This is a genomic window from Roseateles oligotrophus, assembly GCF_025717515.1.
GTDB lineage: Bacteria > Pseudomonadota > Gammaproteobacteria > Burkholderiales > Burkholderiaceae_C > Paucibacter_A > Paucibacter_A oligotrophus.
Genome location: NZ_JAJIRN010000011.1, coordinates 150,270 through 172,407, shown reverse-complemented (window position 1 = coordinate 172,407; position 22,138 = coordinate 150,270). Strand labels below are relative to the sequence as shown.

Here is a 22,138-nt window from a genome sequence, read left to right as displayed (position 1 = left end):
CGTCAGTAAGCGCCGGCCGCGGCCGCCACCGGCGAGCCGGACAAAACCGCCTCGATGTCGCCGAGCAAGGCGCTGGCGCCAAAGCGCAGGCGCTGCGGGCCGATGGCGGCGGCACCCAGATGAGTTTCGACCAATTGCAGATAGACCTGCGCATCGGCCACCGTGCGGATGCCGCCCGAGGCCTTGAAGCCGGCCGAGCCGAAGCCGCTCACGGCAATCTCGTGCAGGATCAGCGTGGCCGCTTTCGGCGTCGCCGATAGCTTGGTCTTGCCGGTGCTGGTCTTGACGAAATCGGCGCCGGCCATCAAAGCCAGGCGCGCGCCCTGTGCGATCAAATCAGTCGTCAGCAACTCGCCGCTTTCGATGATGACCTTGAGCGTCAAGGGCCGCGTGGCATGCCGCACCTCGGCCAAAAACTCCGCGCATTCAACGCTCTGGCCCTGCATCAGCGCCCGGTAAGGCAAGACCACATCGACCTCGTCACCGCCGGCCGTGGCGATCTCTTGCACATCGGCCAAGGTGCGCGCCAGATCCAGATCACCGGCGGGGAAGTTGGCCACCGCCGCGACCCGAATGTTGGCGGGCAACAAGGCGCGCGCCTGGGCAACAAAGCGCGGCCAGACGCAAACGGCCGCCACCGGGCCGAACGGGGTCTGGGCGCGTGCGCACAGTGCGGCGATGTCGGCCGCCGTGTCACCGTCATTCAGGCTCGTTAGGTCCAGGCATTGCAGCGCCTGTCTTGCCGCCTTTTGCATCAAACTCTGGTCCATCATGCCGCCGCACTCTGCAAAGAAGGCAACTCGGCCAAGCCCGCCACCACGGCGCCCAGGAAGCTGGCGGCACGCTCGCCCGACAGGGCGGCTTGCTGCAAGGTCAAGGCATGGGTCAAGGCCTCGGCCGACATGCCGGCGGCCATATTCGTCATCAAGGCCAGGCCCATCACGCGCAGGCCGGCGTGGCGGGCCAGAATGGTTTCGGGCACGGTGCTCATGCCGACGGCGTCAGCGCCCCAGGCGGCAAACATGCGGATCTCGGCCGGCGTTTCAAACTGCGGGCCCAGCGCCCAGCAGTAGACGCCTTCACCCAACATCAGGTTTTGCGCCTGCGCGACCTTCTTGGCGTGGCAGCGCAATTCGGCGTCATAGGCATGGCTCATGTCGACAAAGCGCTCGCTGCCCTGCTCGCCCACCAGCGGCGAGCGCTGCGGCGCGTTGATGTGATCGCTGATCAGCATCAGGCTGCCGGGGCCCATATTGGCCCGCAAGGAGCCCGAGGCATTGGTTTGCAAGAGCACTTGCACACCCCAGCGCTTCAGGCTGCGGAGGGCGCCGGCCATGCCAGTGCATTCGCCGCTCTCGTAGGTGTGGGCGCGGCCGCGCAGCATCACGACGCGCTGCGCGCCAATCGTGCCGACGACGATTTCGTTGACATGGCCCTCGACCTTGGGCTGAGGAAAGGCCGCCAGTTCGGCGTACGAGAGATGCTTGGCGTCTTGCACCAGGCTGACCGCACCGGCCCAGCCGGAGCCCAAAACCACGGCCACGGCGGGTGACGCTCCGAACAGATCGTTGAGCTTGCTGACGGTCGCGTCGATGGCGATATTGAGTGTCTTGTTATCAATCATTTCTCTTACTCCACGGAAATCGAATGGGCAGCCACTTAGGCTTTTGAGCTCAGGTGCTCGGGCCCAAAACTGAAGGGCAGCAGCTCGCCCAAGGTCCACTGCTGTTTAATGCCGGATGGGTCGCCGGCAATGATGAGCAGATCCTGGCCGGCGAACTCGCGCAGCTTTTGCCGGCAACCGCCGCAAGGCGTGATGACATCGGGGCCGGGGCCCGTCACCAACACGGCGACAGCCTGCTTGCCGCCGGCCATCACCATCGCGGTCAGGGCCGAGGCTTCGGCGCACCAACCTTGCGGATAGGCGGCGTTTTCGATATTCGTGCCGACATGGATGCGGCCCTGCTCGTCCAGCAAGGCGGCGCCGACCGCGTAGCCCGAATAGGGCGAATGGGAATGCTGACGAGCGCCCAAGGACGCCTGCAACATCTTCGCCTGAACTTCCTCGCTGAGGTCCATCTCAACGCTCCTTCACATAGGGCCGGCCCAGCGCCTTGGGCGCCAAGGCCTGGCCGATAAAGCCGGCCAGCAAAACGACGGTCAGCAGATAAGGCAAGGCTTGGATCAGCTGCACCGGAATCTCGCCGCCGCCCAAACCCGCCGGCATCACGGCGCCCTGCATGCGGATCGCGACCGCGTCCAAAAAGCCGAACAGCAAGCAGGCGAATAGGGTCGGCAATGGCTTCCACTTGCCGAAAATCATCGCCGCCAAGGCGATATAACCGCGCCCCGCCGTCATATTGGGCGAGAAGGCCGCGTTCTGCGCCAGCACCAGATAGCTGCCAGCCAAACCGCACAGCAAGCCATTGATTAGCAAGGCTGCATAACGCAATTTAGGCACGGATACGCCGGCGGCATCCACCATCGCCGGGTTCTCGCCGACCGCGCGCAGGCGCAGGCCCGGCTTGGTGCGCTCAAGAAAGAACCAGACGCCCGCCACCAAGGCAAAGGCCAGATAGACAAGGCTGTTGTGGCTCAGCAGGCCATGGCCTATCACCGCACCCAGCCAGGGGCCCAGATCGGCTACCGCCGCGTCCAACTCGCTCCAGGCCGGGATCAAGCCGGTCAGGCGCACGTCGGCGGCCACCGGCGGCGTCTGCCCGCCCTGTTGAAACCAGGCAATGCCCAACACGACCGTCAAGCCGGCCGCCACCATATTGATTGCCACCCCGGACACCACCTGATCACCGCGGTTGCTGACGCAGGCGAAACCATGGATCAAGGACAGCAGGCAGGCCACGCCAATCGCGGCCAACATGCCCCAAGCGGTCGAATGGCTGATGCTGGCGGCGGCCGCTGCGGCGAAGGCGGCAAACAGCATCTTGCCCTCCAGGCCAATGTCCACCACGCCCGAGCGCTCAGCGACCAGGCCGGCCAGCGCGCAGAGCAATAACGGCGTGCTGACGCGCAGCGTCGAGGCCAGCACCGAACCGATCAAGATCTCATCCATGAATCGCCCCCTTGGGCTTGAAGGCCGCATAGATGCGCGCAAACATCGGCGCGCTGACGGTCGCCATCGCGCCGGCAAACAAGACGATCAGGCCCTGCGCCGTCACCACCATCTCGCGGCTGAAGCCGGGCAACTCGAAGGAGACCTCGACCCCGCCCTGATACAGCACGCCGAAGAGCAGCGAGGCCAGGATGATGCCGACCGGGTGGTTGCGCCCCATCAAGGCGACCGCGATGCCGGTGAAGCCGGCACCGGCGACGAAGTCCAGCGTCAACTTGCCCTGCACGCCGGAGATTTCATTGACGGCCACCAAGCCCGCCAAAGCGCCCGACAAACCCATCGCGATCATGATCTGCCAGCGCGGCTTGATGCCGGCGTAATGGGCGGCACGGGGCGAGCTACCGACGGCACGCAGCGCGTAGCCGGCCGCACTTTTCCATAAAAACCAATGCACAAAGACGCAGGCCAGCAGCGCCAGCAGAACGCTCAGGTTCAGCGGTGACGAGGGCAGCTCAAGGCCGAACTTGGCGGCAATCTCGTGCAGCGCAGGCATGCGGGCCGAATCGGCAAAGGCCACGCTCTCCACCGACATGCTGCCCTTGGGCCGCAACCAGTTGACGAGCAAATACACATTCAGGCTGCTGGCCAGAAAATTGAACATGATGGTCGTGATCACCACATGGCTGCCGCGCCAGGCCTGCAAGGCTGCCGGCACCAAGGCCCAGGCCATGCCGAACAAGGCGGCGGCCAAGACCAGCAGCGGCAGCAACAAGGCCGCCGGCAACAGCGGCCCCAGGGCCAGCGCCAGCAGGCCCAGGCCCACGCCGCCCAGCGTCGCCTGACCCTCACCGCCGATATTGAACAGCCCGCCATGAAAAGCCACCGCCACGGCCAGGCCGGTGAAGATGAAGGTGGTCGTGTAATACAGCGTGTAGCCGATGCCGCGCGCATTGCCCAGCGCCCCTTGCAAGAGCACCGTCAAGGCCTGCAGCGGGCTCTGCCCGATCGCCAGCACAACCAGGCCTGCGGCGGCCATCGCAATGGCCAGATTCCACAGCGGCAACAGGCCAACGTCGATCCAGCGCGGCAGCGCGGCGCTTTGGTGGGCACTCATGTCGCCACCTTCCTGTCGCTATCGGATGCGGTCTCGACTTGCGCCGCCATCAGCAGACCCAAGGTTTTTTCGTCACAAGCGTCGATGTCCAACTCTCCGGTGATACGGCCGGCATTCATCACGATCACGCGGTCCGCCAGGGCCAAAATTTCATCCAACTCGCTGCTGACCAGCAGCACGGCACAACCGGCATCGCGCATCGCTCGAAGCTGGTTGTGAATGAACTCGATCGCGCCGATGTCAACGCCACGAGTGGGCTGCCCGACCAGCAGGACACGAGGCGCCTGGCCGATTTCACGCGCCAGCACCAGCTTTTGCTGGTTGCCGCCGGAGAATTTGGACGAGCCCAGATTGACATCGCGCGGCCGCACGTCAAAACGCTCTTGCATCTGCGACGTCTGCTCGCGCATCAGCGCCTCGTTCATGCTCAGCCCGGCCGGCCCGCTGCGATAGCCGGGCAGATTCTGATAGCCCAGCACGGCGGTTTCCCAGGCCGGAAAGTTCATCACCATCGCGCAGGCATGGCGGTCTTCGGGCACATGGGCCAGTTTCAACTCACGCGCCAGCGCCGGCGTCAACCAGGCGCCGCCGGCCGCATCAAAATCGGCGCCGCCGATCTGCAACTGCCCGGCCTCGGGCGCCAGCATGCCGGACAAGACCTCCAGCAATTCGCTTTGCCCATTGCCCGACACCCCGGCCACGCCGACGATTTCACCGGCGCACAGCTTCAGGCTGACGCCGGCCAGCGCCGGCACCCCATTGGCCGAACGCAGGCGCAGCTCACTGGCCTGCAGCCGGACTTGCGTCCGATCGGCCGAAGCCAGCGCGGCCTTGCGGCCCAAGTTGACCTTGCGTCCGACCATCGCCTGCGCCAGATCTTCGGCACTGGTGTCGGCAATTGCGCTGGTCTGCACGATCTGGCCGGCCCGCATCACGGTGACGGTGTCGCACAGCGCCATCACCTCTTTGAGCTTGTGCGTGATCAGCAGAATGGTCACCCCGCCGGCCCGCAAGCGACGCAGCGTCTCGAACAACTGCAGGGTTTCCTGCGGCGTCAGCACCGCCGTCGGCTCATCCAGAATCAGCACCCGCGCGCCGCGGTAAAGCGCCTTCAAAATCTCCAGGCGCTGCAACTCTCCGACCGGCAAATCACCGACCAGCGCGTCCAGCCGCACATGCAGGCCGGTCTCATCCATCAGGGTTTGCAGCTTGGCGCGAACCTTGCGTGCGCCGCTCTGCAAAAAGAAGCCCGGCTCGGCGCCCAGCATCACGTTGTCCAGGCAGCTCAAGGTATCGACCAGCATGAAGTGCTGATGCACCATGCCGATGCCGAGCGCTATCGCTTGCTGCGAATTGCCGATCGCGACACGCTGGCCGGCCACCTCGATATAACCCGAATCGGCCTGGTAATAGCCATAAAGAATCGCCATCAAGGTGCTTTTGCCGGCGCCGTTCTCGCCCACCAGGCCATGCACGGTGCCGGGCGCCACGGTCAGACTGACCTCACGGTTAGCCTGCACCGCGCCGAAGCGCTTGGAGATTTCGCACAGGCGAACGGCGGGCTGCACCGGCTCGCCCCTTGCTTCAATTTTCATTGGCGGATTTCACTGACGAATGCTGTGTCTATTCAATCAATACTTGCAAGCACCGTCCGCCATATAGTCGGCAATCTTGATCTTGCCGGCGACGATGTCGGCCTTGATCGCCTCGACCTTGGCCTTCAACGCGGGTGTCACCAACTTGGCATTGTGCTGATCCATTGCGTATTCGACCCCGCCTTCCTTCAGCCCCAGCATGCTGGTGCCGGGCTTCCAGCCCTTGAGCACGTTATAGACCGCCACATCGACGTTTTTGACCATCGAGGTCAGCATGGTGCCGGGCTGCAAATGATTCTGATTGCTGTCAACGCCAATCGCCAGCCGACCGGCATCCTTGGCGGCTTGATAGACGCCCGAGCCGGTTCCGCCGGCGGCGGCGAAGACCACATCGGAGCCCTTGGCGAATTGCGCCTTGGCGAGTTCGCCGCCACGGGTCGGGTCATTCCAGGCGCTCGAGGTCGTGCCGGTCATATTGGAGAACACCTCGGCCTTGGGATTGGTCGCCTTGGCACCCTGCTCGTAGCCGCATTGGAATTTGCGGATCAAGGGGATGTCCATGCCGCCGACAAAGCCGACCTTGCCGGACTTGCTGGCCAACACGGCCATCGCGCCGACCAGATAGCTGCCTTCATGCTCCTTGAACAGCAGCGACTGCACATTGGGCAACTTGACCTCGGCATCGATGATGGCGAACTGCGTCTTGGGGAATTCCTTGGCGACCTGCTCCAAGGCCGAGGCCTGGGCGAAGCCTACGCTGATGATGGGGCTGGCACCGCGCTCGGCCATGCGGCGGATCGCCTGCACGCGCTGGGTATCGTTACTGATCTCGAACTCGAGATAGGGCTTACCGGCTTCCTGTTTCCAGCGCTCGATGCCTCGGTAGGCCGACTCATTGAAAGACTTGTCGAACTTGCCGCCCATGTCAAAGATCACGGCGGGTTTGGCCTGCGCCTGAACGGCGACCGCGACGCAGGACAAAGCCAGCGCCAAGGCGCCACGAGCGAACTGGGAAGAAGCAAACATCGGGAAAGCAATCATGGCTTTGGAGCTTGGGCTAAAAAACATCTGCACAATAAGCATGCTCGGGCGGACCCGGGCAAGGACGCTGCATTGTAGGAAATTTGCGTGCATCGGCGACTAAAGGTAAACGCTAAACGTTTGCGCGTCCGTTTTTTTGCAAATAATCGCCTTTTTTGACACATCCAGCCGGATAAGGAACCTCGCAGCAAGGAGGCTTGGGGCGTCCTGCCCGGCCGGCTCCGGGCTCATGCGCCAAGTCATCGCAAGGGATTTGCATAGGCTAAAAAGTCATTGCACTCAAGTAAAGTGACGATCATCTGGCGAGGCTAGCTTCCTGCGAGCCCAGTTTGCCAGCTCAAGTACCCAAGCGACCGACATTCCGCCGACCTCATTGCTCGTCCTTTCATGCCTTTCAAGCCCTCGAAAATGACTCACAGCATGCGATCCACTACGGTCCTGTGCATGGCACTCGCCTGCATCGGACATGTCTACGCACAAGAAAACCCGCTAGACCTGACCTCGCTGCCCTTTGAGAAGCTGACCCAGACGGATGTCATCACGGCATCCAAACTGGCCAAGCAAGTCAGCGACTCGCCCTCGGCAGTGTCCATCGTAACCGCCGCCGATATTCGGACCTTTGGTTATCGAACCTTGGCCGACGTCATCAATAGCATGCGCGGCCTTTACACCACCTTTGACCGTCGCTACGAATATTTAGGCGGGCGCGGCTTTGGCGCGCCGGGCGATTACGTTGGTCGCATCATGGTTTTGATTGACGGCAACGCCACTCAAGACAACCTTTACAACCAGGCCTATATCGACAATTCTGGCTTGATCGATCTCGAGTTGATTGACCGGGTCGAATATGTACCCGGCACCGGCTCGGTTACCTATGGCAATAACGCCCTGCTGGGCATCATCAACGTCATCACCAAAAAAGGCAGCGACTTCAATTCCGCGCAACTCGCCGGTGATGTCTTCAGCCATGGCGGCCACAAGCAGCGCATCAGTATCGGCAAGAAGCTCGACAACGGAGTCGACGTCTTGTTCTCGGCCTCTTGGCTCAAAAGTGACGGGCAAGACCTCTACTTCCCCTATTTTGATACGCCGGCACAAAACAATGGCAGGGCCGTCAATCAGGATTTCGAAGAAAACCGCCGACTCTTCGGCAAGCTTGAACTCAATGGTCTGAGCCTGCAGGCCGCCAGCGTGACAAGAACCAAAGCCTCCCCTTTGCCAAAACGGGAAAACGCCTTCAACCGAATTTACCAATTGGTTGATGAAACCAACCATGCAAGCGCCAAGTACGATTTCAATATAAACAAAGATCTGAAGTCGGTCTCGCGTCTTTACTACGGCCACTACGAAGACAAGACATTGCGGGAATATGGTGAAATAAACCCCGCCGAGCAGTTTCGAAAAAATATGAACGTGGGCAAATGGTGGGGCTTGGATCAAAAATTCGCCCTGACTCGGTTTGATGGCCATCTGATTGTGTTTGGCGCCGAGTACCGGGATGACTTCAAGCAAGAATTCTCCCCGGCCGCTTTAAACTCGAAATTCGAAGAACAATCCAGATACCACAAATACCCCTATACCAACAAGACTTACAGCCTTTACGGCACCGATGAATTCATCGTCAGCGACAAAGTCACCGCCAACGTCGGCATTCGTTTCGACAAACCCAATGCGATAGATTGCTCGGTAGAACCCTGCATTCGCTATGCCCGTAAAGCCGCGATCAGCCCACGATTGGCTTTGACCTACCAAGCCGAACCCGAAACAACCGTCAAGGTCGCCTATAGCCAGGCTTTCCGCCTGCCCAATCCTTACGACATCAGCTCCTCCCAGCAGTCCGATACCTTCAAACCGGAACAGGTCACCGCCACGGAGTTGATCTTGCTGCATGACGTCAGCCCGACATTGCGTCTGACCGGCTCGATCTATCGCAATATCTTGGCCGATCAGCATTACTTGTCCTCCTCGACCGGTGCGGACGTCTTCACCGGCAGCAGCAAGACCCATGGTATTGAGCTTCAAATCGACCAAACCTGGCCCGGCGACATGCAATTGCGGGCCAGCGCCGCCTGGCAGAACGCAAACGATTCCGAAGGGCGGCGCCTGGTCAATTCACCGCGCTCATTGGCCAAGGTCAACTTCAGTTTGCCGGCCTTGGATAGCGCAATTCGCGTCGGCGTGGAGGCGCAGTATCAGGGTTCACGCATCACCAAAGAGTTGCGCAATGACGCCGATGTCGTGATTCGCCCGGGTCGACCTTTGGGCGGAATCACCCTCTTCAATCTGACGCTGACATCGGCGCAACGCTGGAACGGTATTGGCGCTTCGTTCAGCATCAAAAATGCCTTGAACCGACAGTTCGAGCTGCCGACTTCCATCACGCGACATGAGCTCGATGGCTTGGTGCTTGACGCCATGCAGATGGACGGACGCACCTACTGGTTGCAATTGAGTTGGGACTTCTGGAGATAAGGATGAAGCGTCCTTATTTTCTGACACCCCTGCTGCTGGCAACATGCTTGAGCGTGTCGGCGCTCGTGCCTGTGTACGCGCAGACACAGGCTCAGGCGGTGCCCGAATACACGATGAAGGCGAGCTATTTGTACAACTTCATGATCTTTGCCGACTGGCCCAATCTTGACCCGCAGAGCCCGCAGGACGGACTGATGCTTTGCGTGCTGGGGCAGGATAATTTCGGTGAGGCCTTGAATAATCTGGAAGGCAAAAGTGTCAACGGCCGTCGTTTGGCCGTGAGTCGCTTGAATGGACTGGCAAGCATCAAGAAATGCCAGTTGCTGTTCATCACCGAACAAGAGGCACCGAATATGCAATCGATACTCAAGGTCTTGGCCGACGCCCCGGTGCTGACCGTGGCCGATACACCGGTGGCTGCGGGCGCAGCGATTCTGTTGTCCCTGGATGGCAAGCGGCTGGTGTTTGATGTCAATATGCAGCGCACTAAAAAGGTCGGGATCACCCTCTCATCCAAGGTATTGCAATTGGCCAGAAGTACAAACTAGTGCCGCGTCGTGGAACCCGCCCCCCATCAGTGAGCAATCTAATCTCAGCCAACGAAGTGAAACAGCCGCGTCAAAACTCCTTGGTAACCCGGCTGGAGCATATCCTTGCCGCCGCGCTGGCCGCTGCCTTGTTGATCGCCTTGCTGTTGATCACCGCCCAAGAGGCGGTGATGCAAAGAGCCGCCGTGATTGAAGGCAGCCAGGCCTGGTTGAACACCTTGGCCGTGCAGGCCGCATCGCCGCTTGTCTTCGATGACGCAAAGGCGGCCGGTGAGATTCTGCGTGCGGCCAGCATCTACCCCGGCTTGCAGTCGGTCTACATCTTGCGTGCCAACGACAGCACGATCGCCAGCCATTTGACCGCTCCGCAAATGGGCTTGAACGCCGCCGAATTGCATTTGCAGCCCAAATCTCGACTGTTTGAAAACCATCTTCTGCTGGCCACGGCTGTGATGCTGTCCGACGCCCGGGTTGGCACCATCGTTGCCAGGGTCGACCTGGCACGCATGTGGCACTCGATTGCTAAATTCGGCCTAGCCTTGGTGCTGACCTTGGGACTGTCAGGTGCAGCCGCCTTGCTGATAGCGCGCCGCTTCTTGCACCGCGCGCTTGAGCCCATTACCGGCCTCAAGCAGGTCATGGACGAGGTATCACAGCGCGACAAGTTCACCGTACGCGCGCGGGTGGTGGCGAATGACGAGGTCGGCGCGCTGAGCACCGTGTTCAACCGCATGCTCGATCAAATCGTCAAGCGCGACAGCCAGCTCGAAGAAAGCAATGCCCGTCTGCTGGCCTTGAAGGATGCGGCCGAGCAGGCCTCGACGCTGAAGAGCTCCTTTCTGGCCATGATGAGCCACGAGTTGCGCACGCCAATGGCCGGCATCCTGGGCATGCTCAAGCTGGGTCTGCGCGGGCAGATGGAGCCACTGGTCCGGGAACGTGTCGAGTTGGCCAGCAAGAATGCTTCTGCGCTGCTGCAGATCGTCAATGACCTGCTTGATGTCTCCAAGATCGAGGCCGGCAAACTCAAGCTGGAGACGGTTGATTTCGCCTTGCGCCCCTTGCTGGACGACGCCATGCAGTTGCTGGTGGAGCGGGCGGGCCAAAAGAGCATTCAGCTTGAGCTGCACCTTGACCCGCAAATCCCGACCTACCTTCAAGGCGACCCGACCCGACTCAGACAGGTGCTGCTGAACTTGGTCGGCAATGCCATCAAGTTCACCGAGCGCGGCGGCGTGACCGTGGCGGCCAGTTTGGGCAGCGCCAATTCAGCCCCCGGCTTGGTCTCGATTTACTTCGCGGTGCAAGACTCCGGGCTCGGCATCAGTGAAGAAGCCCAAACCCGGTTGTTTCAGAAGTTCGAGCAGGCCGATATGTCGACCACACGCAATTTCGGCGGCACCGGCTTGGGGTTGTCGATCTGCAAGCAACTGGTTGAGATGATGGGCGGCCGGATCGGCCTGCAAAGCAGCCTGGGCATCGGCAGCACCTTCTACTTTGAAGTCCCCCTTGCTGTAGGCCAACAACCGCAGCAAGAATTACTCGAAGCCCTGCCGCCGCACGAGCATCAATTGCATGTGCTGGTGGCCGAAGATGCCGAGACCAATCAGCTGATCGTCAAAGCCCTGCTGAGCGATATGGGCCACACCATGAGCCTGGTCAAAAACGGCGAACAGGCGCTGCTGGCCCTGACGCAAGAGCGCTTTGACTTGATCTTGATGGATGGCCGCATGCCGGTGATGGATGGACTGGAAGCGACCGGCCATATTCGTGCCGGCCGCTGGCGTGACCATGTCTTTTCAGAGCCCAATATTCCCATCATTGCCTTGACGGCCAATGCCTCGGAACAAGACCGGGCGCGCTTCTTGAGCAGCGGCATGGTGGCTTTTTTGAGCAAGCCCATAGATGAGCATGCGCTGCATCAGGTGCTAGGCCAAGTCATCAAGGAGCGCCAGCGTTTGGGCCAGATGCTCAAGCCGCAGGACGCTCATCAACAGACGATTCCGCAAACCGAGTCGAACGATGCGATGGCCGAATCGGGCGCTGACCAGGCATCACCCCGACCCATCAGCAAGCAGGAGATTCGCGCGCAGCGCGTGCTCGAGCTCAAGAGTCAGATGTTGAGCGCATTTCGAGAGCAACTGCCGATGCGGCTGCAAGAAATTGATGCGGCCATTCAGGACGAGGACTGGCATGTGGCGGCCGTTACCGTGCATGGCATCAAGGGCTGCCTGGCCTTTATCGAGCCCAACGGCAGCAGCTATGAGTGGTGCGACGCGGTCGAGCGTTACGCCGACCTATGCCAAGCCGAACCCTTCATCGAGGGTTTTGAGCAACTCAAACTCGCGCTTGCGCAAACCTTAGATCAACAATAAGTGAGCAAATTTGGGTGTTTTGTTGGCTACAATGCGAATAATTCTTAATTGCGTCGCAGCCGAGCCCCCAATACCCATGACAAGCGCTTCTCCAGACAGTCTGGCCATGGCCGCCATCGGCGCGCCGATGAATGTCGTCGGCGTGAGTTCGCCCAATTACGCGCCCGAGTGGGCCGAATGGCTGGAAGAACTTGGTTTTTTGCCCGGCGAGGCGGTGCGCGTGATGGCCCGCGGCCAACCGGGTGCGGACCCCTTGGTGGTGCGGATTGGCCAGTCGACGTTTGCACTGCGCCGCGCCGAAGCGGCCTGCATTTGCGTCAAAGCCGCCGCGCCCGATCAAGGTGCGATCGATGCGTGAAGCCATCATCCATCTGCACCCGGCCGGGCCACTTTTGGCGCTGGTGGGCAACCCGAACTGCGGCAAAACCGCGCTGTTCAACCGTCTGACCGGCAGCCAGCAAAAGGTCGCCAACTACGCCGGTGTGACGGTCGAGCGCAAAGAGGGGCGCCTCAGCAGCGCTGCCGGGAAAAACCTGCGTCTGCTTGACCTGCCCGGCACCTACAGCCTGCACCCACGCTCTCCCGACGAGCGGGTGACCTGCGATGTGCTGGCCGGACGAGCGCGCGGCGAGAAGCGGCCCGATCTGGTAATTTGCGTGCTCGACGCCACCAATCTGCGGCGGACATTGAGGCTGGTGCTGGCGGTCAAACGAATGGGGCTGCCCTGCGTGGTGGCACTCAATATGACCGACCTAGCAGACCGCCGCGGCATCCATATTGATGCCGACAAGCTGTCTGCGGCGATCGGCGTGCCTGTGATTCGCACCGTCGCCACGCAAGGGGTCGGTGTCGATGAATTGAAGTTGCTGCTCGATCAACGTGAAGTCTGGTCGGCTGCTGTCGACGCACTGCCCGAGTTGAGCTCGCCCAGCAAACAAGAAACCGACCACGCCGCAGTGCGGCAGATTTTGCAGGCGCTGGATCTGGACCAACAACTGCCCCATTTGCCCAGCGACCGGATCGACCGGGTCTTGCTGCATCCGGTGCTGGGCCCGCTGATTCTGCTGGTCGTTCTATTTTTGTTGTTCCAGGCCGTATTCAGCTGGGCGGAAGGCCCCAAAGACTTGATCGAATCGGCGATCGGCTGGCTCGGTCAACAGGCCGGATCCCTGTTGGCGGAGGGTTGGCTGCACAGCCTGATCGTCGACGGCTTGATCGCAGGCGTCGGCGGCGTGCTGGTTTTTTTGCCGCAAATCTTGATTCTTTTTTTCTTCATTTTGGTGCTGGAGGAATCGGGCTATCTGCCCCGCGCCGCCTTTTTGCTTGACCGCCTGATGGGCAGCGTCGGCCTATCGGGGCGCAGCTTCATTCCCTTGTTGTCCAGCTTTGCCTGCGCCATTCCCGGCATCATGGCGACACGCAGCATCGCCAACCCACGTGATCGCCTGGTCACCATCATGATTGCCCCGCTGATGACCTGCTCGGCCCGTCTGCCGGTCTACGCCTTGCTGATCGGCGCCTTCATCCCGCAACGAGTCGTTTGGGGCGGTTTCGAGTTGCAGGGGCTGGTCTTGCTCGGCCTCTATATCGCCGGAATTTTGGGCGCCTTGGCCGTCGCCTGGGTGCTCAAGCGCTTCGGCAGCGGCGCCCAAGTGCGGCCGCTGATGATGGAGTTGCCCAATTACCATTGGCCGAACCCACGCAATGTGCTGATCGGCTTGCGCCAGCGGGCGGCAATCTTCATCAAGCGGGTGGGCGGCATCATCCTGTGCTTGACCTTGTTGCTATGGGCCTTGTCCAGCTTTCCCGGCAAGCCCGAAGGTGCCTCCGGGGCGCCGATCGAGTACAGCGTCGCCGGCATGCTGGGGCGCGGTCTCGCGCAGGTATTCGAGCCCATCGGCTTCAACTGGCAAATCAGCCTGGCCTTGGTGCCGGGACTGGCCGCACGCGAAATCGCCATCAGTGCGCTGGGCACCGTCTATGCCTTGTCGGCCAGAGCAGAAGACGCGGCTCAAGCCCTGACGCCGCTGATCGCTCAAAGCTGGAGCCTGCCGACCGCGCTGTCCTTGCTGGCCTGGTTTGTGTTCGCCCCGCAATGCCTGGCGACCTTGGCGGCGGTGCGGCGTGAAACCGGCGGCCTGCGCATGCCGCTGATCATGACCGGCTACTTGTTCGGCTTGGCCTATCTGGCGTCCTTCATCACCTTCAGGATCAGCACCTGGCTGCTGGCTTAGGCGTGCAGCGGCGCCATCAAAGCATCATCGAACGGATCGAGCCGCAGACGCTCAGCAAAGCGGGCCGCTCCATGCGTCCGATGATGTTGCGAATCACCCCGCCCATCAACTGCTGCACCCCCACCATACCCAGATTGGCCGACTGCTGAATCACGAAGCCGGCCTTGGCTTGTTTAAGCGGGGCAAGAAAATAGAAATCCATGCCGGCGGACATCAAGGTTACGACGATATCCGCCAAATCTGCCCGGTGCTCGTCGGGCGCATCGGATTGCTCCAAGGCAAGCAGCACCTTCAGCGTCTGCTTGCGTAGCGCCTGGCTATGCGTGAAGCGCAAAAAAGGTTGATCACTCGGCTGATCGCCCGGCTGCTCTTTTGGCTGTGCTTTCGGTTGCTTGCTCGGCTTTTCTGCCGCTGCCGCCGTCACTCGCCGCTTGACGGTTGGAGCCTCGACCGAGGCAACAGATTTACGTTTGATTGAACTTACCATGCTGCCGATGATAGCCAGCAGCCTCGCTAAACAGCGGCCATGGGCGGCAAAGCGACAAGAATAGCCATCAAGCTTGATTTGGCCCCGAAGCGCGGGTTTACGCCTATAGCCGCCTGCATCAGAAAACAATTTCTCCCTGAAAACACTCCCTACAATCCGCGCAGTCGGCCGCAAACCGGTCGAGTTCATCTGCACACTGACAATTCGAAAGAAGCCCATGAAAATCTCCAAGCTCCTAGCCGCCCTGTTGCTGCCTTGCGCCTCGCTGTCCTTCGCTGCGCCTGTCAAGTACATCATCATCGATCACTCGACGGCCCCTTGGATGGATCAAGCCCAAGCCGAAACCATTTGGCTGAAAACTCAATCGGCCAAACTCATCAAACTCTATCCGGCCAACAAATGGGGTTTTCTGAGCCAGGTTGAAGGCGGCATTGATGCGTCCAAAACCTGCGTTATCACCGCTCGCACCTTGATGCTGCCGGTCAAGGGCAAAGACCTGCTGTTCAAGCCAGCCAAGAGCGCCACCACTTTTGGCTCACAAGCCAATTCGACAATCGAGCAGTGCAAGGCGCTGGCAACAGCCAAGCTGGACGAGGCCGTGCAGGCCCTCGGCTCGGCCCTGGTGCCCAACTAAATTCTTCGCCAACCTCAAGGTTGGCAAGACCTGACCCGCATGCGCCGCCCGGCGCTTTGCCAGCACCCGCTGTTTCTACCGAGACAGTGGGTGAGTTTGTTTTTGGGCCTCGTTTTTTAGGCGCCCTTGTTCGACGCCTCAAGCTAGACTGCAGCCATGGAGCCCTCCCCTAGCAGCCATGCCCGCGTGATCGACGTCTTGCGGTCGAGTTCGGTATTCGGTTCGCTGAGCAAAGATATTCTCACGGCGCTGGCAGACGCGATGACGCTGAGCAGCGCACACGGCGGTGAGACCATCATCCACGAGGGCCAGGAATCCGACAGCATTGTGTTCGTCATCAGTGGCGGACTGCGGGTTTCGCGCCGGGCCTCCGACGGGCAACTGCTGCTTTACAACCAAATTCAACCCGGCCAAAGCATCGGTGAGTTGGGGATGATTCTTGGGCAAAAGCGCGCCCAGGATGTCACTGCGGTGCGCGACTCACGCTTGGCCATATTGAGCCGCAAGGCTTACGAGAGCTTGTTGCGGGTCTTCCCGCTCGACTTGTCGCAGGTCTTCTTGAAGGCCGTCTATGACCGCATGCGCAATGCGCCCGACCCGGCCGATCAAGGCATGGCGCAGACCTTTGCCTTGCTGCCCTTGCAGCCCCTGGGTGGCGAGACGCTTGGGCAAGACCTGCGGCCGGCCTTCGCCAAGCATGGCCGGGTCGCGCACCTGATGCCATCGGCACAAGACACGCACCTTCTTTTGAATGGCGAGTCCGTGCCGCGTGATGCCTTGGCGCAGATCGAAGACGAGCACGAATTCATCATCTACGAGACCTCGGGCCAGGACTGTGCCTGGACCCGTTTTGCCTTTCGCCAAGCCGATCAAGTCATCCTCGTCGCCGAGGCCGGTGCCGACCCTCGCCTCAAGGAGATTGAACTGATGCTGGGCCAAGAACCCGGTTATCAACTGAAACGCCGCCACTTGGTGCTGAGACATGCGCAGGACTGCGTGACACCGGTGCTGCCCGCACCATGGATGCAGGGCCGCGATCTTGAACGCATCTACCCGCTGCGCCAAGGTCGGCCGGATGATGCCGCGCGCCTGGCTCGCTTTCTGACCGGCAGCGCCGTCGGTGTGGTGCTGGGCGGGGGAGGTGCTCGCGGCTTCGCTCATCTCGGGGTCTTGCGGGCGCTGGAGGAATCCGCCATCCCGGTCGATCTGATAGGCGGCAACAGCATGGGTGCCCTGATCGGTGCGCAATACGCCTTGGGCCATGATTTAGCCGAAATCCTCGTACAAACTCAACGCTTTGCTGCCGGCGGTGAACGACCGACCCTGCCACTGGTGTCGCTGGTCGGAGGGCGGCGAGTCGAGCGGGACTTGAAGCGCATGTTTGGCGAACGCCTGATCGAGCAACTCTGGCGCCCCTACTTTGCCGCCGCCTGCAACTTGAGCACAGGCAACACGCAGGTTCTGGACAGCGGCCCATTGTGGAAAGCCGTGCTCGCCAGCAACTCCCCGGCCGGTTTGTTCCCGCCGGTCTTGCACGAGGGCGCGCTATTGGTGGACGGCGCGATTCTTGAAAACGTGCCGGTTCAGCCTATGCGTATGCGTCTGGGCACCAAGCTGGAGCGCCGGCGCGGTAACGGCCTGATCATTGCGATCGATGTGGATGTGCGGGCCAATCTGCGCGCCGACCCGGCCCTGCTTCGTCTTAGCGCTCGGAGCACGCTCAAGTCCATGCTGGTCAAGCACGCGCCGGTCTCGCCTGGTATCGCTGACATTCTCTACAGTGCCGGCCATGTCGGCGGCATGAATCAACGTCTTCGCGCCATTTCACAGGCCGATCACTACCTCGAGCCGCCGGTGGGTGAATTTGCCCTCATGGCCTATGGGCGTGGTGCCGATATTGCCGAAGTCGGCTATCAACATGCGATGGAGAAAATTGGCGAATGGGATTTCCACAAGCGACAGGCGATGAAACAGCCTTGAAGCTCGATCTGTCTCTCAGCCAACGAGAGGTCTGGTTGGACCAGCGCGCCTGGCCCGGCAGTGCGCATTTGAATATCGGCGGCATTGGTTTTTTTGTGGGCGCTATCGACCTGGGCCGACTCAAGTTGGCGCTGAATATCCTGGTCGAACGCTCGGAGGCCTTGCGCCTAGTGCCCAGCGCCGACGGTACGCAACAATTGCTCAATCATTTCGAGCCGCAGTTGGAGGTGGTGGAATTGGGGGCAACACCTGACCCTCGGCAAGCCATGTGCGATTGGTGGCAGCAACGCATCCGAAGGAAATTTGAGCTCGGCGGCGGCCCGCCATGGCGCTTCGCACTCCTGCGTGCCAGCGATCAATTGCACGGGCTGGCGCTTCAATTCCACCATCTAGTGATGGATGGTTGGGGCACAACTCAGGTGATGCGTGCCTGGAGCGAGATCTACAAGGAGCTTGCAGAGCCCCAAGGAAGCCAAGCGGGGGCAGCGCCTAGCTACCAAGACTTCATCGCCGAATCTTTGGTCTACCGCAACTCACCTGCGTTCGAGCGGGACGGTGAATATTGGAAGCGCCAATTGCAGCAACTCGGAAGCCCCCTGATCGAGTCGCGCCGGGGCTATATTGCATCGAATGAATTGCCTGAGGCAGAGGTCTTCAAACTAGCCTTACCGAGGCCCGCGTACGAAGCTTTGGCCTCCTCCGCCGAGGCCTTGGGCAATAGCGTCTTTGCTTGCTTCCTGGCCGCGCTGGCCTTGTATTTTTCACGTCTGAAGGGACGATCATCGGTGTTGATCGGGGTCCCCAGCCTGAACCGCTCGGGCCGGCGTTTTCGCGCCACTCCAGGCATGTTTGTTGGGGTCCTGTCGGTACGAATTCAGCTTGTACCAGGCGCTACCGCAGCCGACTTGCTGCAGCACATAGGGCAACAGATGCAAGGCGCGCTGCGCCATCCACGTTATCCGCTGAGTGAGCTGAGCCAGTCCCTGCATTTGCTGCGCGAGGGGCGCGACAGCCTGCTCGATGTACTGCTGTCTTTCGAGCGCCAGGATTACGCCTTGAACTTCGGTGACGCTCAGTTTATGGATTCGCGCCAGTTGTTTTCCGGCGTGGCTCGCTACCCGCTGGCCGTGACGGTTTGTGAATTCGATGCACAGGCCAATCCCGAGATGATCCTGGAGGCCAGCCGGGCCTGCTTTGGGTCGGGTGAGCCTGAACTTCTGGCCAGGCGGCTTTGGCATCTGGCGCAGGCCTTGGCCGAGCAGCCAGCGTTTCCTCTGGAGCAATTTGACATCGTGCCGATCGAGGAGCGCTGGGCCTTGCTGGAGGGCCTGCACAAAGATGTCGCCCAACTGGATGCGCCGCAACCCTATATCGATCTGTTCGAGCATCAAGCGGCGCTTTGGCCGCAGCGCTGCGCCTTGATTTGGGACACGGGCAGCCTCAACTACGGCGAGTTGGCAAGGCGGGTCGAACTGCTGGCGCGGCGCTTACGGCCATTGGGGGCCGGGCGCAACAAGGTGGTCGCGATGGCCATCGAGCGCTCGGCCGATATGATCATCGCCTTGCTGGCGATTGCTCGTTCCGGCGCCGCGTTTGTGCCACTCGACCCGCAAGCCCCCATTGCACGTTTGGCCGGAATTTTGGCCGACAGCGGTGCGGTTGCCTTATTGCTCGACAAGTCCACCGCGCCAGATTTGGCGGCGCTGCACAGCCGCTGCCTGCATATGGACGAGCTTGCAGATCATGCAAGGCCCCAAGCGCAAGAGCTTTGGTCCTGGGCAAGGGCATCGGCCGATGATTTGGCCTATGTGTTGTTCACCTCCGGCTCGAGCGGCCGGCCCAAAGGCGTGATGGTCCAACATTGCGCCTTGTCTCGGCGTTTGGCCTGGGCTTCGCGTGTCTGGGCTATCGATGCAAACGACCGTTCTGCCCAGGGCACCCAACTCGGTTTCGACCCTTCTTTGATCGAAATTATGCTGCCCTTGACCCAGGGCGCCAGCATTGCGCTGCCGCCGCCCGGCCGCCTGCATCCGCAGCGCTTGGCCGAGTTCATCCTCAAACATGGCGCCACCTTCAGCGCCTTTGTACCGTCCACCCTGCCCGGCCTGCTGGCAGGATGGCGCGGCAAGCAGGGCCTGAAGCTGCGCGTGGCTTGCTGCGGCGGCGAAGTCCTGACACCGGCATTGGCGGCCCGCTTTATGCGCGAAACCGGCGCGCAGTTGTACAACGTCTATGGCCCGACCGAGGCGACCATTTTCGCCACCGCCTGGGACTGCTCGGCCGATGTTCAAGACAGCAAGCAATCGCAATCCAGTCAGGATCAATGTCAAGATTTGCCCCTCGGTCGCCCCATCGACGACTGCCGTATCTATGTGCTGGGGCCGGACCTGCAAGTACTGCCTTTTGGTGTTACTGGGGACATCCATATCGGCGGAGGCGCGCTCGCGCGTGGCTATCTGGGACGCCCCGATCTCGATCAACTGGCCTTCTTTTCCGACCCATTTTTGCCCGGCCAGCGCATTTATCGCACGGGGGACAGTGGTTGGCTGGATGGCCTCGGGCGCTTGCATTTCAAGGGCCGCATAGACCGCCAAATCAAGCTGCGCGGCTACCGGATCGAACCCGGTGATGTCGAGGCGGCTTGTCGCTCCTTACCAGGCGTCGTGCAAGCGGTCGTGCAAAAAATTGAACTCGGCGGCCAAGCGCTGCTGCATGCCTGGTTGCTTGGCAGCCCCATAGATTCACTCGAGCTGCAAGCAGGGCTGCGTCTGTGTTTGCCCGACTATATGAGGCCCAGCGGCTTCACCTGGTTGGCCGAGCTGCCTTTGACGCGCAGCGGCAAAATCGATCTGGCCGCCTTGCCCTTGCCGTCGAGTCAACCGGCCCGAAGCAACAGCCGCCGCCCACCGGCAACGGCGATGGAGCAGGCCCTGTTGACACTCTGGCAGCAGGCACTGGGCCCACGCGCTGCCAGCATCGGCATAGACGATGACTTTTTCGAGTTGGGTGGTGACTCACTGGCTGCGCTGAGCATCCTGGGCGCGATGGAAGACCAATTGGGTCGGCCGCTGCCGCTGCAACTGATCAGCGAGCATCCCAATATCGCTGACTTGGCCCGCGCCTTGAGCCTTCCTTTGGCCCGACCCGGCATTCTCCGAGCGCTCAGCGACCCGACCTGTGGCGTGGCCAGCAAAGGCCCCGTCATTTATCTGGCTGCATCGGGCCATGGCGACGTGATGCGGCTGCAAAATTTGGCCCAATCGCTGCAAGGAGACGCTCGTCTATACATGCTGCAAGCCCCGCAGGCTCCTGCACCCACAACGATGCGGGAGTTTGCCTCGCTTTATGCCGACTGCATCGAGGCGCAAAGCGGGCAAGAAAATCAGCAGGTCTGGTTGGCGGGTTTTTCGGTCGGCGGCGTGACCGCGCTGGAGACGGCACTGGAATTGCAAAGGCGCGGCCGCGCGCCCTTGGGTCTGATTCTGCTCGACACTATTCACCCGGACGCGGTGTTTGGCGGCACCGCCTCATGGCGCACCCTGGGCTGGTTGGTGCGCAAGCTGCATGTGCAGGATCTGAGCATGAATGGGCGCAGACTCAGCGCCATGTTCAGCGACCCCGGTTTGATCAGCCAAGTGTTGGCACTGCGCGGTCATCGCTGTCGCGCCTTCGACGGCCCGGTGCTGCTGGTCAAATCAACCGGCCTGGCGAGTTGGAACCGTCTGTTATTCCAAGGCTGGCATCGCCTGATGCCCAAAAAAATTGAGACTCAACTCGTCAGCGGCCTGCATGGTTCGATGTTTGAGGCCCAGCATGCGAGCGAATTGGCCGAGGTCTTGCGTCAATTCTTGGCCTCTGCCTCTAGCAGCGAGGCGATGCCATGAAGAGCGAGGCTCAACTGCCCGCAGCTGCGCCCCCGCAACGCCGACTGAGGCTGCGTGTATTGCTGCTGGCGTTGGCGATCACGAGTCTGCTTGGTCTGGCAATGTTTTGGAGCGTCGGAAAATTTGAGCTCGCCCCCTTGCTCGCGCAACTGCAAAACCGAGGCAGGGCGCTCGGCCCCGGCCTGGCCACGCTAACCGCCGCCGTCGGGCTGACGCTGGCGGTGCCGCTGTCGGTGCTGAGCCTTTTGTTGATCGCCGCTCTTGGCCCCTGGCTGGGCTTCGCCTGCAGCATGGGCGCCGCACTCATGGCGGCGGCCATCAGCCACATGATAGGCCGCAGCCTGGGCCATCAGGCGCTGCTGCGTTTGGCAGGGCCAAGGGTGCGCCAAGTCAGCGAGCGGCTCGGGGGGCGCGGCGTCTGGTCCGTGATCACGCTGCGGCTGCTGCCTTTGGCGCCGTTTGCGGTGGTCAATATGGTCGCCGGCGCCACCCATATCCGGCTGCGCGACATGCTCTTGGGCACGGCCATAGGCATGAGCCCGAGCACGCTGGCGATGGCTTTCTTCATGGACACCCTGCTGCTCGCCTTGAAAGACCCCGGCCGCTATGTCTGGCACTGGCTGAGCCTGCCCCTGGCCCTGCTGGCGCTGGCCTTGGCGATCTGGGGCTGGCGCAGAACAATCGGTCGTCAACAGGAGCAATAA

17 protein-coding genes are annotated in these 22,138 nt (G+C 61.2%); 9 read left to right on the top strand and 8 right to left on the bottom strand.

Annotation, left to right across the window (positions count from 1 at the left end; all coding sequences use genetic code 11):
• Nucleotides 1–2 precede the first annotated feature (2 nt).
• Genes deoC through LNV07_RS22865 form a run of 7 tightly spaced genes read right to left on the bottom strand, consistent with a single transcriptional unit; the run spans nucleotide 3 to nucleotide 6,820 of the window.
• The gene (gene deoC, locus LNV07_RS22895) at nucleotides 3–773 is read right to left on the bottom strand and encodes a deoxyribose-phosphate aldolase (RefSeq protein WP_263573514.1); all 771 of its coding nucleotides are present in this window, start codon (nucleotides 771–773) and stop codon (nucleotides 3–5) included.
• Nucleotides 770–1,624, bottom strand: coding sequence for a purine-nucleoside phosphorylase (locus LNV07_RS22890; protein WP_263573513.1), 855 nt, complete (start codon nucleotides 1,622–1,624; stop codon nucleotides 770–772). Before LNV07_RS22890 ends, deoC begins: the two co-directional genes overlap by 4 nt.
• Before the next feature lie 35 nt (nucleotides 1,625–1,659).
• A complete protein-coding gene (gene cdd / locus LNV07_RS22885) occupies nucleotides 1,660–2,079 on the bottom strand; it encodes a cytidine deaminase (RefSeq protein WP_263573512.1) in 420 nt (139 codons plus the stop codon).
• 1 nt (nucleotide 2,080) lies between these two features.
• Complete coding sequence (locus LNV07_RS22880; protein ID WP_263573511.1) at nucleotides 2,081–3,070, bottom strand: ABC transporter permease; 990 nt, start codon at nucleotides 3,068–3,070, stop codon at nucleotides 2,081–2,083.
• Nucleotides 3,063–4,184: an ABC transporter permease gene (locus LNV07_RS22875; RefSeq protein WP_263573510.1), complete on the bottom strand. Its 1,122-nt coding sequence runs from the start codon at nucleotides 4,182–4,184 to the stop codon at nucleotides 3,063–3,065. The genes LNV07_RS22880 and LNV07_RS22875 overlap by 8 nt, the downstream gene beginning before the upstream one ends.
• Nucleotides 4,181–5,779, bottom strand: a complete 1,599-nt coding sequence (locus tag LNV07_RS22870) for an ABC transporter ATP-binding protein (protein ID WP_263573509.1) — start codon at nucleotides 5,777–5,779, stop codon at nucleotides 4,181–4,183. The genes LNV07_RS22875 and LNV07_RS22870 overlap by 4 nt, the downstream gene beginning before the upstream one ends.
• 36 nt (nucleotides 5,780–5,815) lie before the next feature.
• Nucleotides 5,816–6,820, bottom strand: a complete 1,005-nt coding sequence (locus tag LNV07_RS22865) for a BMP family lipoprotein (RefSeq protein ID WP_263573508.1) — start codon at nucleotides 6,818–6,820, stop codon at nucleotides 5,816–5,818.
• Nucleotides 6,821–7,240: 420 nt separating this feature from the next.
• Here LNV07_RS22865 and LNV07_RS22860 point away from each other — a divergent pair, with 420 nt between their 5' ends.
• The 5 genes from LNV07_RS22860 to feoB all read left to right on the top strand — a co-directional run bounded on the left by LNV07_RS22860 (nucleotide 7,241) and on the right by feoB (nucleotide 14,449).
• On the top strand, nucleotides 7,241–9,292 hold the full coding sequence (locus LNV07_RS22860) for a TonB-dependent receptor plug domain-containing protein (protein WP_263573507.1): 2,052 nt from the start codon (nucleotides 7,241–7,243) through the stop codon (nucleotides 9,290–9,292).
• Between the two features lie 2 nt (nucleotides 9,293–9,294).
• Nucleotides 9,295–9,840, top strand: a complete 546-nt coding sequence (locus tag LNV07_RS22855; protein ID WP_263573506.1) for a YfiR family protein — start codon at nucleotides 9,295–9,297, stop codon at nucleotides 9,838–9,840.
• 56 nt (nucleotides 9,841–9,896) lie between these two features.
• A complete protein-coding gene (locus LNV07_RS22850; RefSeq protein WP_263573505.1) occupies nucleotides 9,897–12,215 on the top strand; it encodes an ATP-binding protein in 2,319 nt (772 codons plus the stop codon).
• A 76-nt stretch (nucleotides 12,216–12,291) separates the two neighbouring features.
• A complete protein-coding gene (locus tag LNV07_RS22845; protein WP_263573504.1) occupies nucleotides 12,292–12,573 on the top strand; it encodes a FeoA family protein in 282 nt (93 codons plus the stop codon).
• Nucleotides 12,566–14,449 (top strand): ferrous iron transporter B, encoded by a 1,884-nt coding sequence (gene feoB, locus LNV07_RS22840; protein WP_263573503.1) that lies wholly within the window; start codon nucleotides 12,566–12,568, stop codon nucleotides 14,447–14,449. The genes LNV07_RS22845 and feoB overlap by 8 nt, the downstream gene beginning before the upstream one ends.
• A 16-nt stretch (nucleotides 14,450–14,465) precedes the next feature.
• On the opposite strand, the gene LNV07_RS22835 is transcribed toward feoB, so the two are convergent.
• Nucleotides 14,466–15,155 (bottom strand): PT domain-containing protein, encoded by a 690-nt coding sequence (locus LNV07_RS22835; RefSeq protein WP_263573502.1) that lies wholly within the window; start codon nucleotides 15,153–15,155, stop codon nucleotides 14,466–14,468.
• On the opposite strand from LNV07_RS22835, the gene LNV07_RS22830 reads away from it, so the two are divergent.
• The 4 genes from LNV07_RS22830 (at nucleotide 15,154) to LNV07_RS22815 (ending at nucleotide 22,138) form a co-directional block, all read left to right on the top strand.
• Nucleotides 15,154–15,570, top strand: a complete 417-nt coding sequence (locus tag LNV07_RS22830; RefSeq protein WP_263573501.1) for a hypothetical protein — start codon at nucleotides 15,154–15,156, stop codon at nucleotides 15,568–15,570. The genes LNV07_RS22835 and LNV07_RS22830 overlap by 2 nt on opposite strands.
• 156 nt (nucleotides 15,571–15,726) lie before the next feature.
• Nucleotides 15,727–17,550, top strand: coding sequence for a patatin-like phospholipase family protein (locus tag LNV07_RS22825; protein ID WP_263573500.1), 1,824 nt, complete (start codon nucleotides 15,727–15,729; stop codon nucleotides 17,548–17,550).
• Nucleotides 17,511–21,434: a non-ribosomal peptide synthetase gene (locus tag LNV07_RS22820; protein WP_263573499.1), complete on the top strand. Its 3,924-nt coding sequence runs from the start codon at nucleotides 17,511–17,513 to the stop codon at nucleotides 21,432–21,434. Before LNV07_RS22825 ends, LNV07_RS22820 begins: the two co-directional genes overlap by 40 nt.
• Nucleotides 21,431–22,138, top strand: a complete 708-nt coding sequence (locus LNV07_RS22815) for a TVP38/TMEM64 family protein (protein ID WP_263573498.1) — start codon at nucleotides 21,431–21,433, stop codon at nucleotides 22,136–22,138. Before LNV07_RS22820 ends, LNV07_RS22815 begins: the two co-directional genes overlap by 4 nt.

Coding starts and splice junctions, on each gene's coding strand:
- deoC (WP_263573514.1), bottom strand. CDS start 773: ATGATGGACCAGAGTTTGATGCAAAAGGCGGCAAGACAGGCGCTGCAA.
- LNV07_RS22890 (WP_263573513.1), bottom strand. CDS start 1,624: ATGATTGATAACAAGACACTCAATATCGCCATCGACGCGACCGTCAGC.
- cdd (WP_263573512.1), bottom strand. CDS start 2,079: ATGGACCTCAGCGAGGAAGTTCAGGCGAAGATGTTGCAGGCGTCCTTG.
- LNV07_RS22880 (WP_263573511.1), bottom strand. CDS start 3,070: ATGGATGAGATCTTGATCGGTTCGGTGCTGGCCTCGACGCTGCGCGTC.
- LNV07_RS22875 (WP_263573510.1), bottom strand. CDS start 4,184: ATGAGTGCCCACCAAAGCGCCGCGCTGCCGCGCTGGATCGACGTTGGC.
- LNV07_RS22870 (WP_263573509.1), bottom strand. CDS start 5,779: ATGAAAATTGAAGCAAGGGGCGAGCCGGTGCAGCCCGCCGTTCGCCTG.
- LNV07_RS22865 (WP_263573508.1), bottom strand. CDS start 6,820: ATGATTGCTTTCCCGATGTTTGCTTCTTCCCAGTTCGCTCGTGGCGCC.
- LNV07_RS22860 (WP_263573507.1), top strand. CDS start 7,241: ATGCGATCCACTACGGTCCTGTGCATGGCACTCGCCTGCATCGGACAT.
- LNV07_RS22855 (WP_263573506.1), top strand. CDS start 9,295: ATGAAGCGTCCTTATTTTCTGACACCCCTGCTGCTGGCAACATGCTTG.
- LNV07_RS22845 (WP_263573504.1), top strand. CDS start 12,292: ATGACAAGCGCTTCTCCAGACAGTCTGGCCATGGCCGCCATCGGCGCG.
- feoB (WP_263573503.1), top strand. CDS start 12,566: ATGCGTGAAGCCATCATCCATCTGCACCCGGCCGGGCCACTTTTGGCG.
- LNV07_RS22830 (WP_263573501.1), top strand. CDS start 15,154: ATGAAAATCTCCAAGCTCCTAGCCGCCCTGTTGCTGCCTTGCGCCTCG.
- LNV07_RS22835 (WP_263573502.1), bottom strand. CDS start 15,155: ATGGGCTTCTTTCGAATTGTCAGTGTGCAGATGAACTCGACCGGTTTG.
- LNV07_RS22825 (WP_263573500.1), top strand. CDS start 15,727: ATGGAGCCCTCCCCTAGCAGCCATGCCCGCGTGATCGACGTCTTGCGG.
- LNV07_RS22820 (WP_263573499.1), top strand. CDS start 17,511: ATGGGATTTCCACAAGCGACAGGCGATGAAACAGCCTTGAAGCTCGAT.
- LNV07_RS22815 (WP_263573498.1), top strand. CDS start 21,431: ATGAAGAGCGAGGCTCAACTGCCCGCAGCTGCGCCCCCGCAACGCCGA.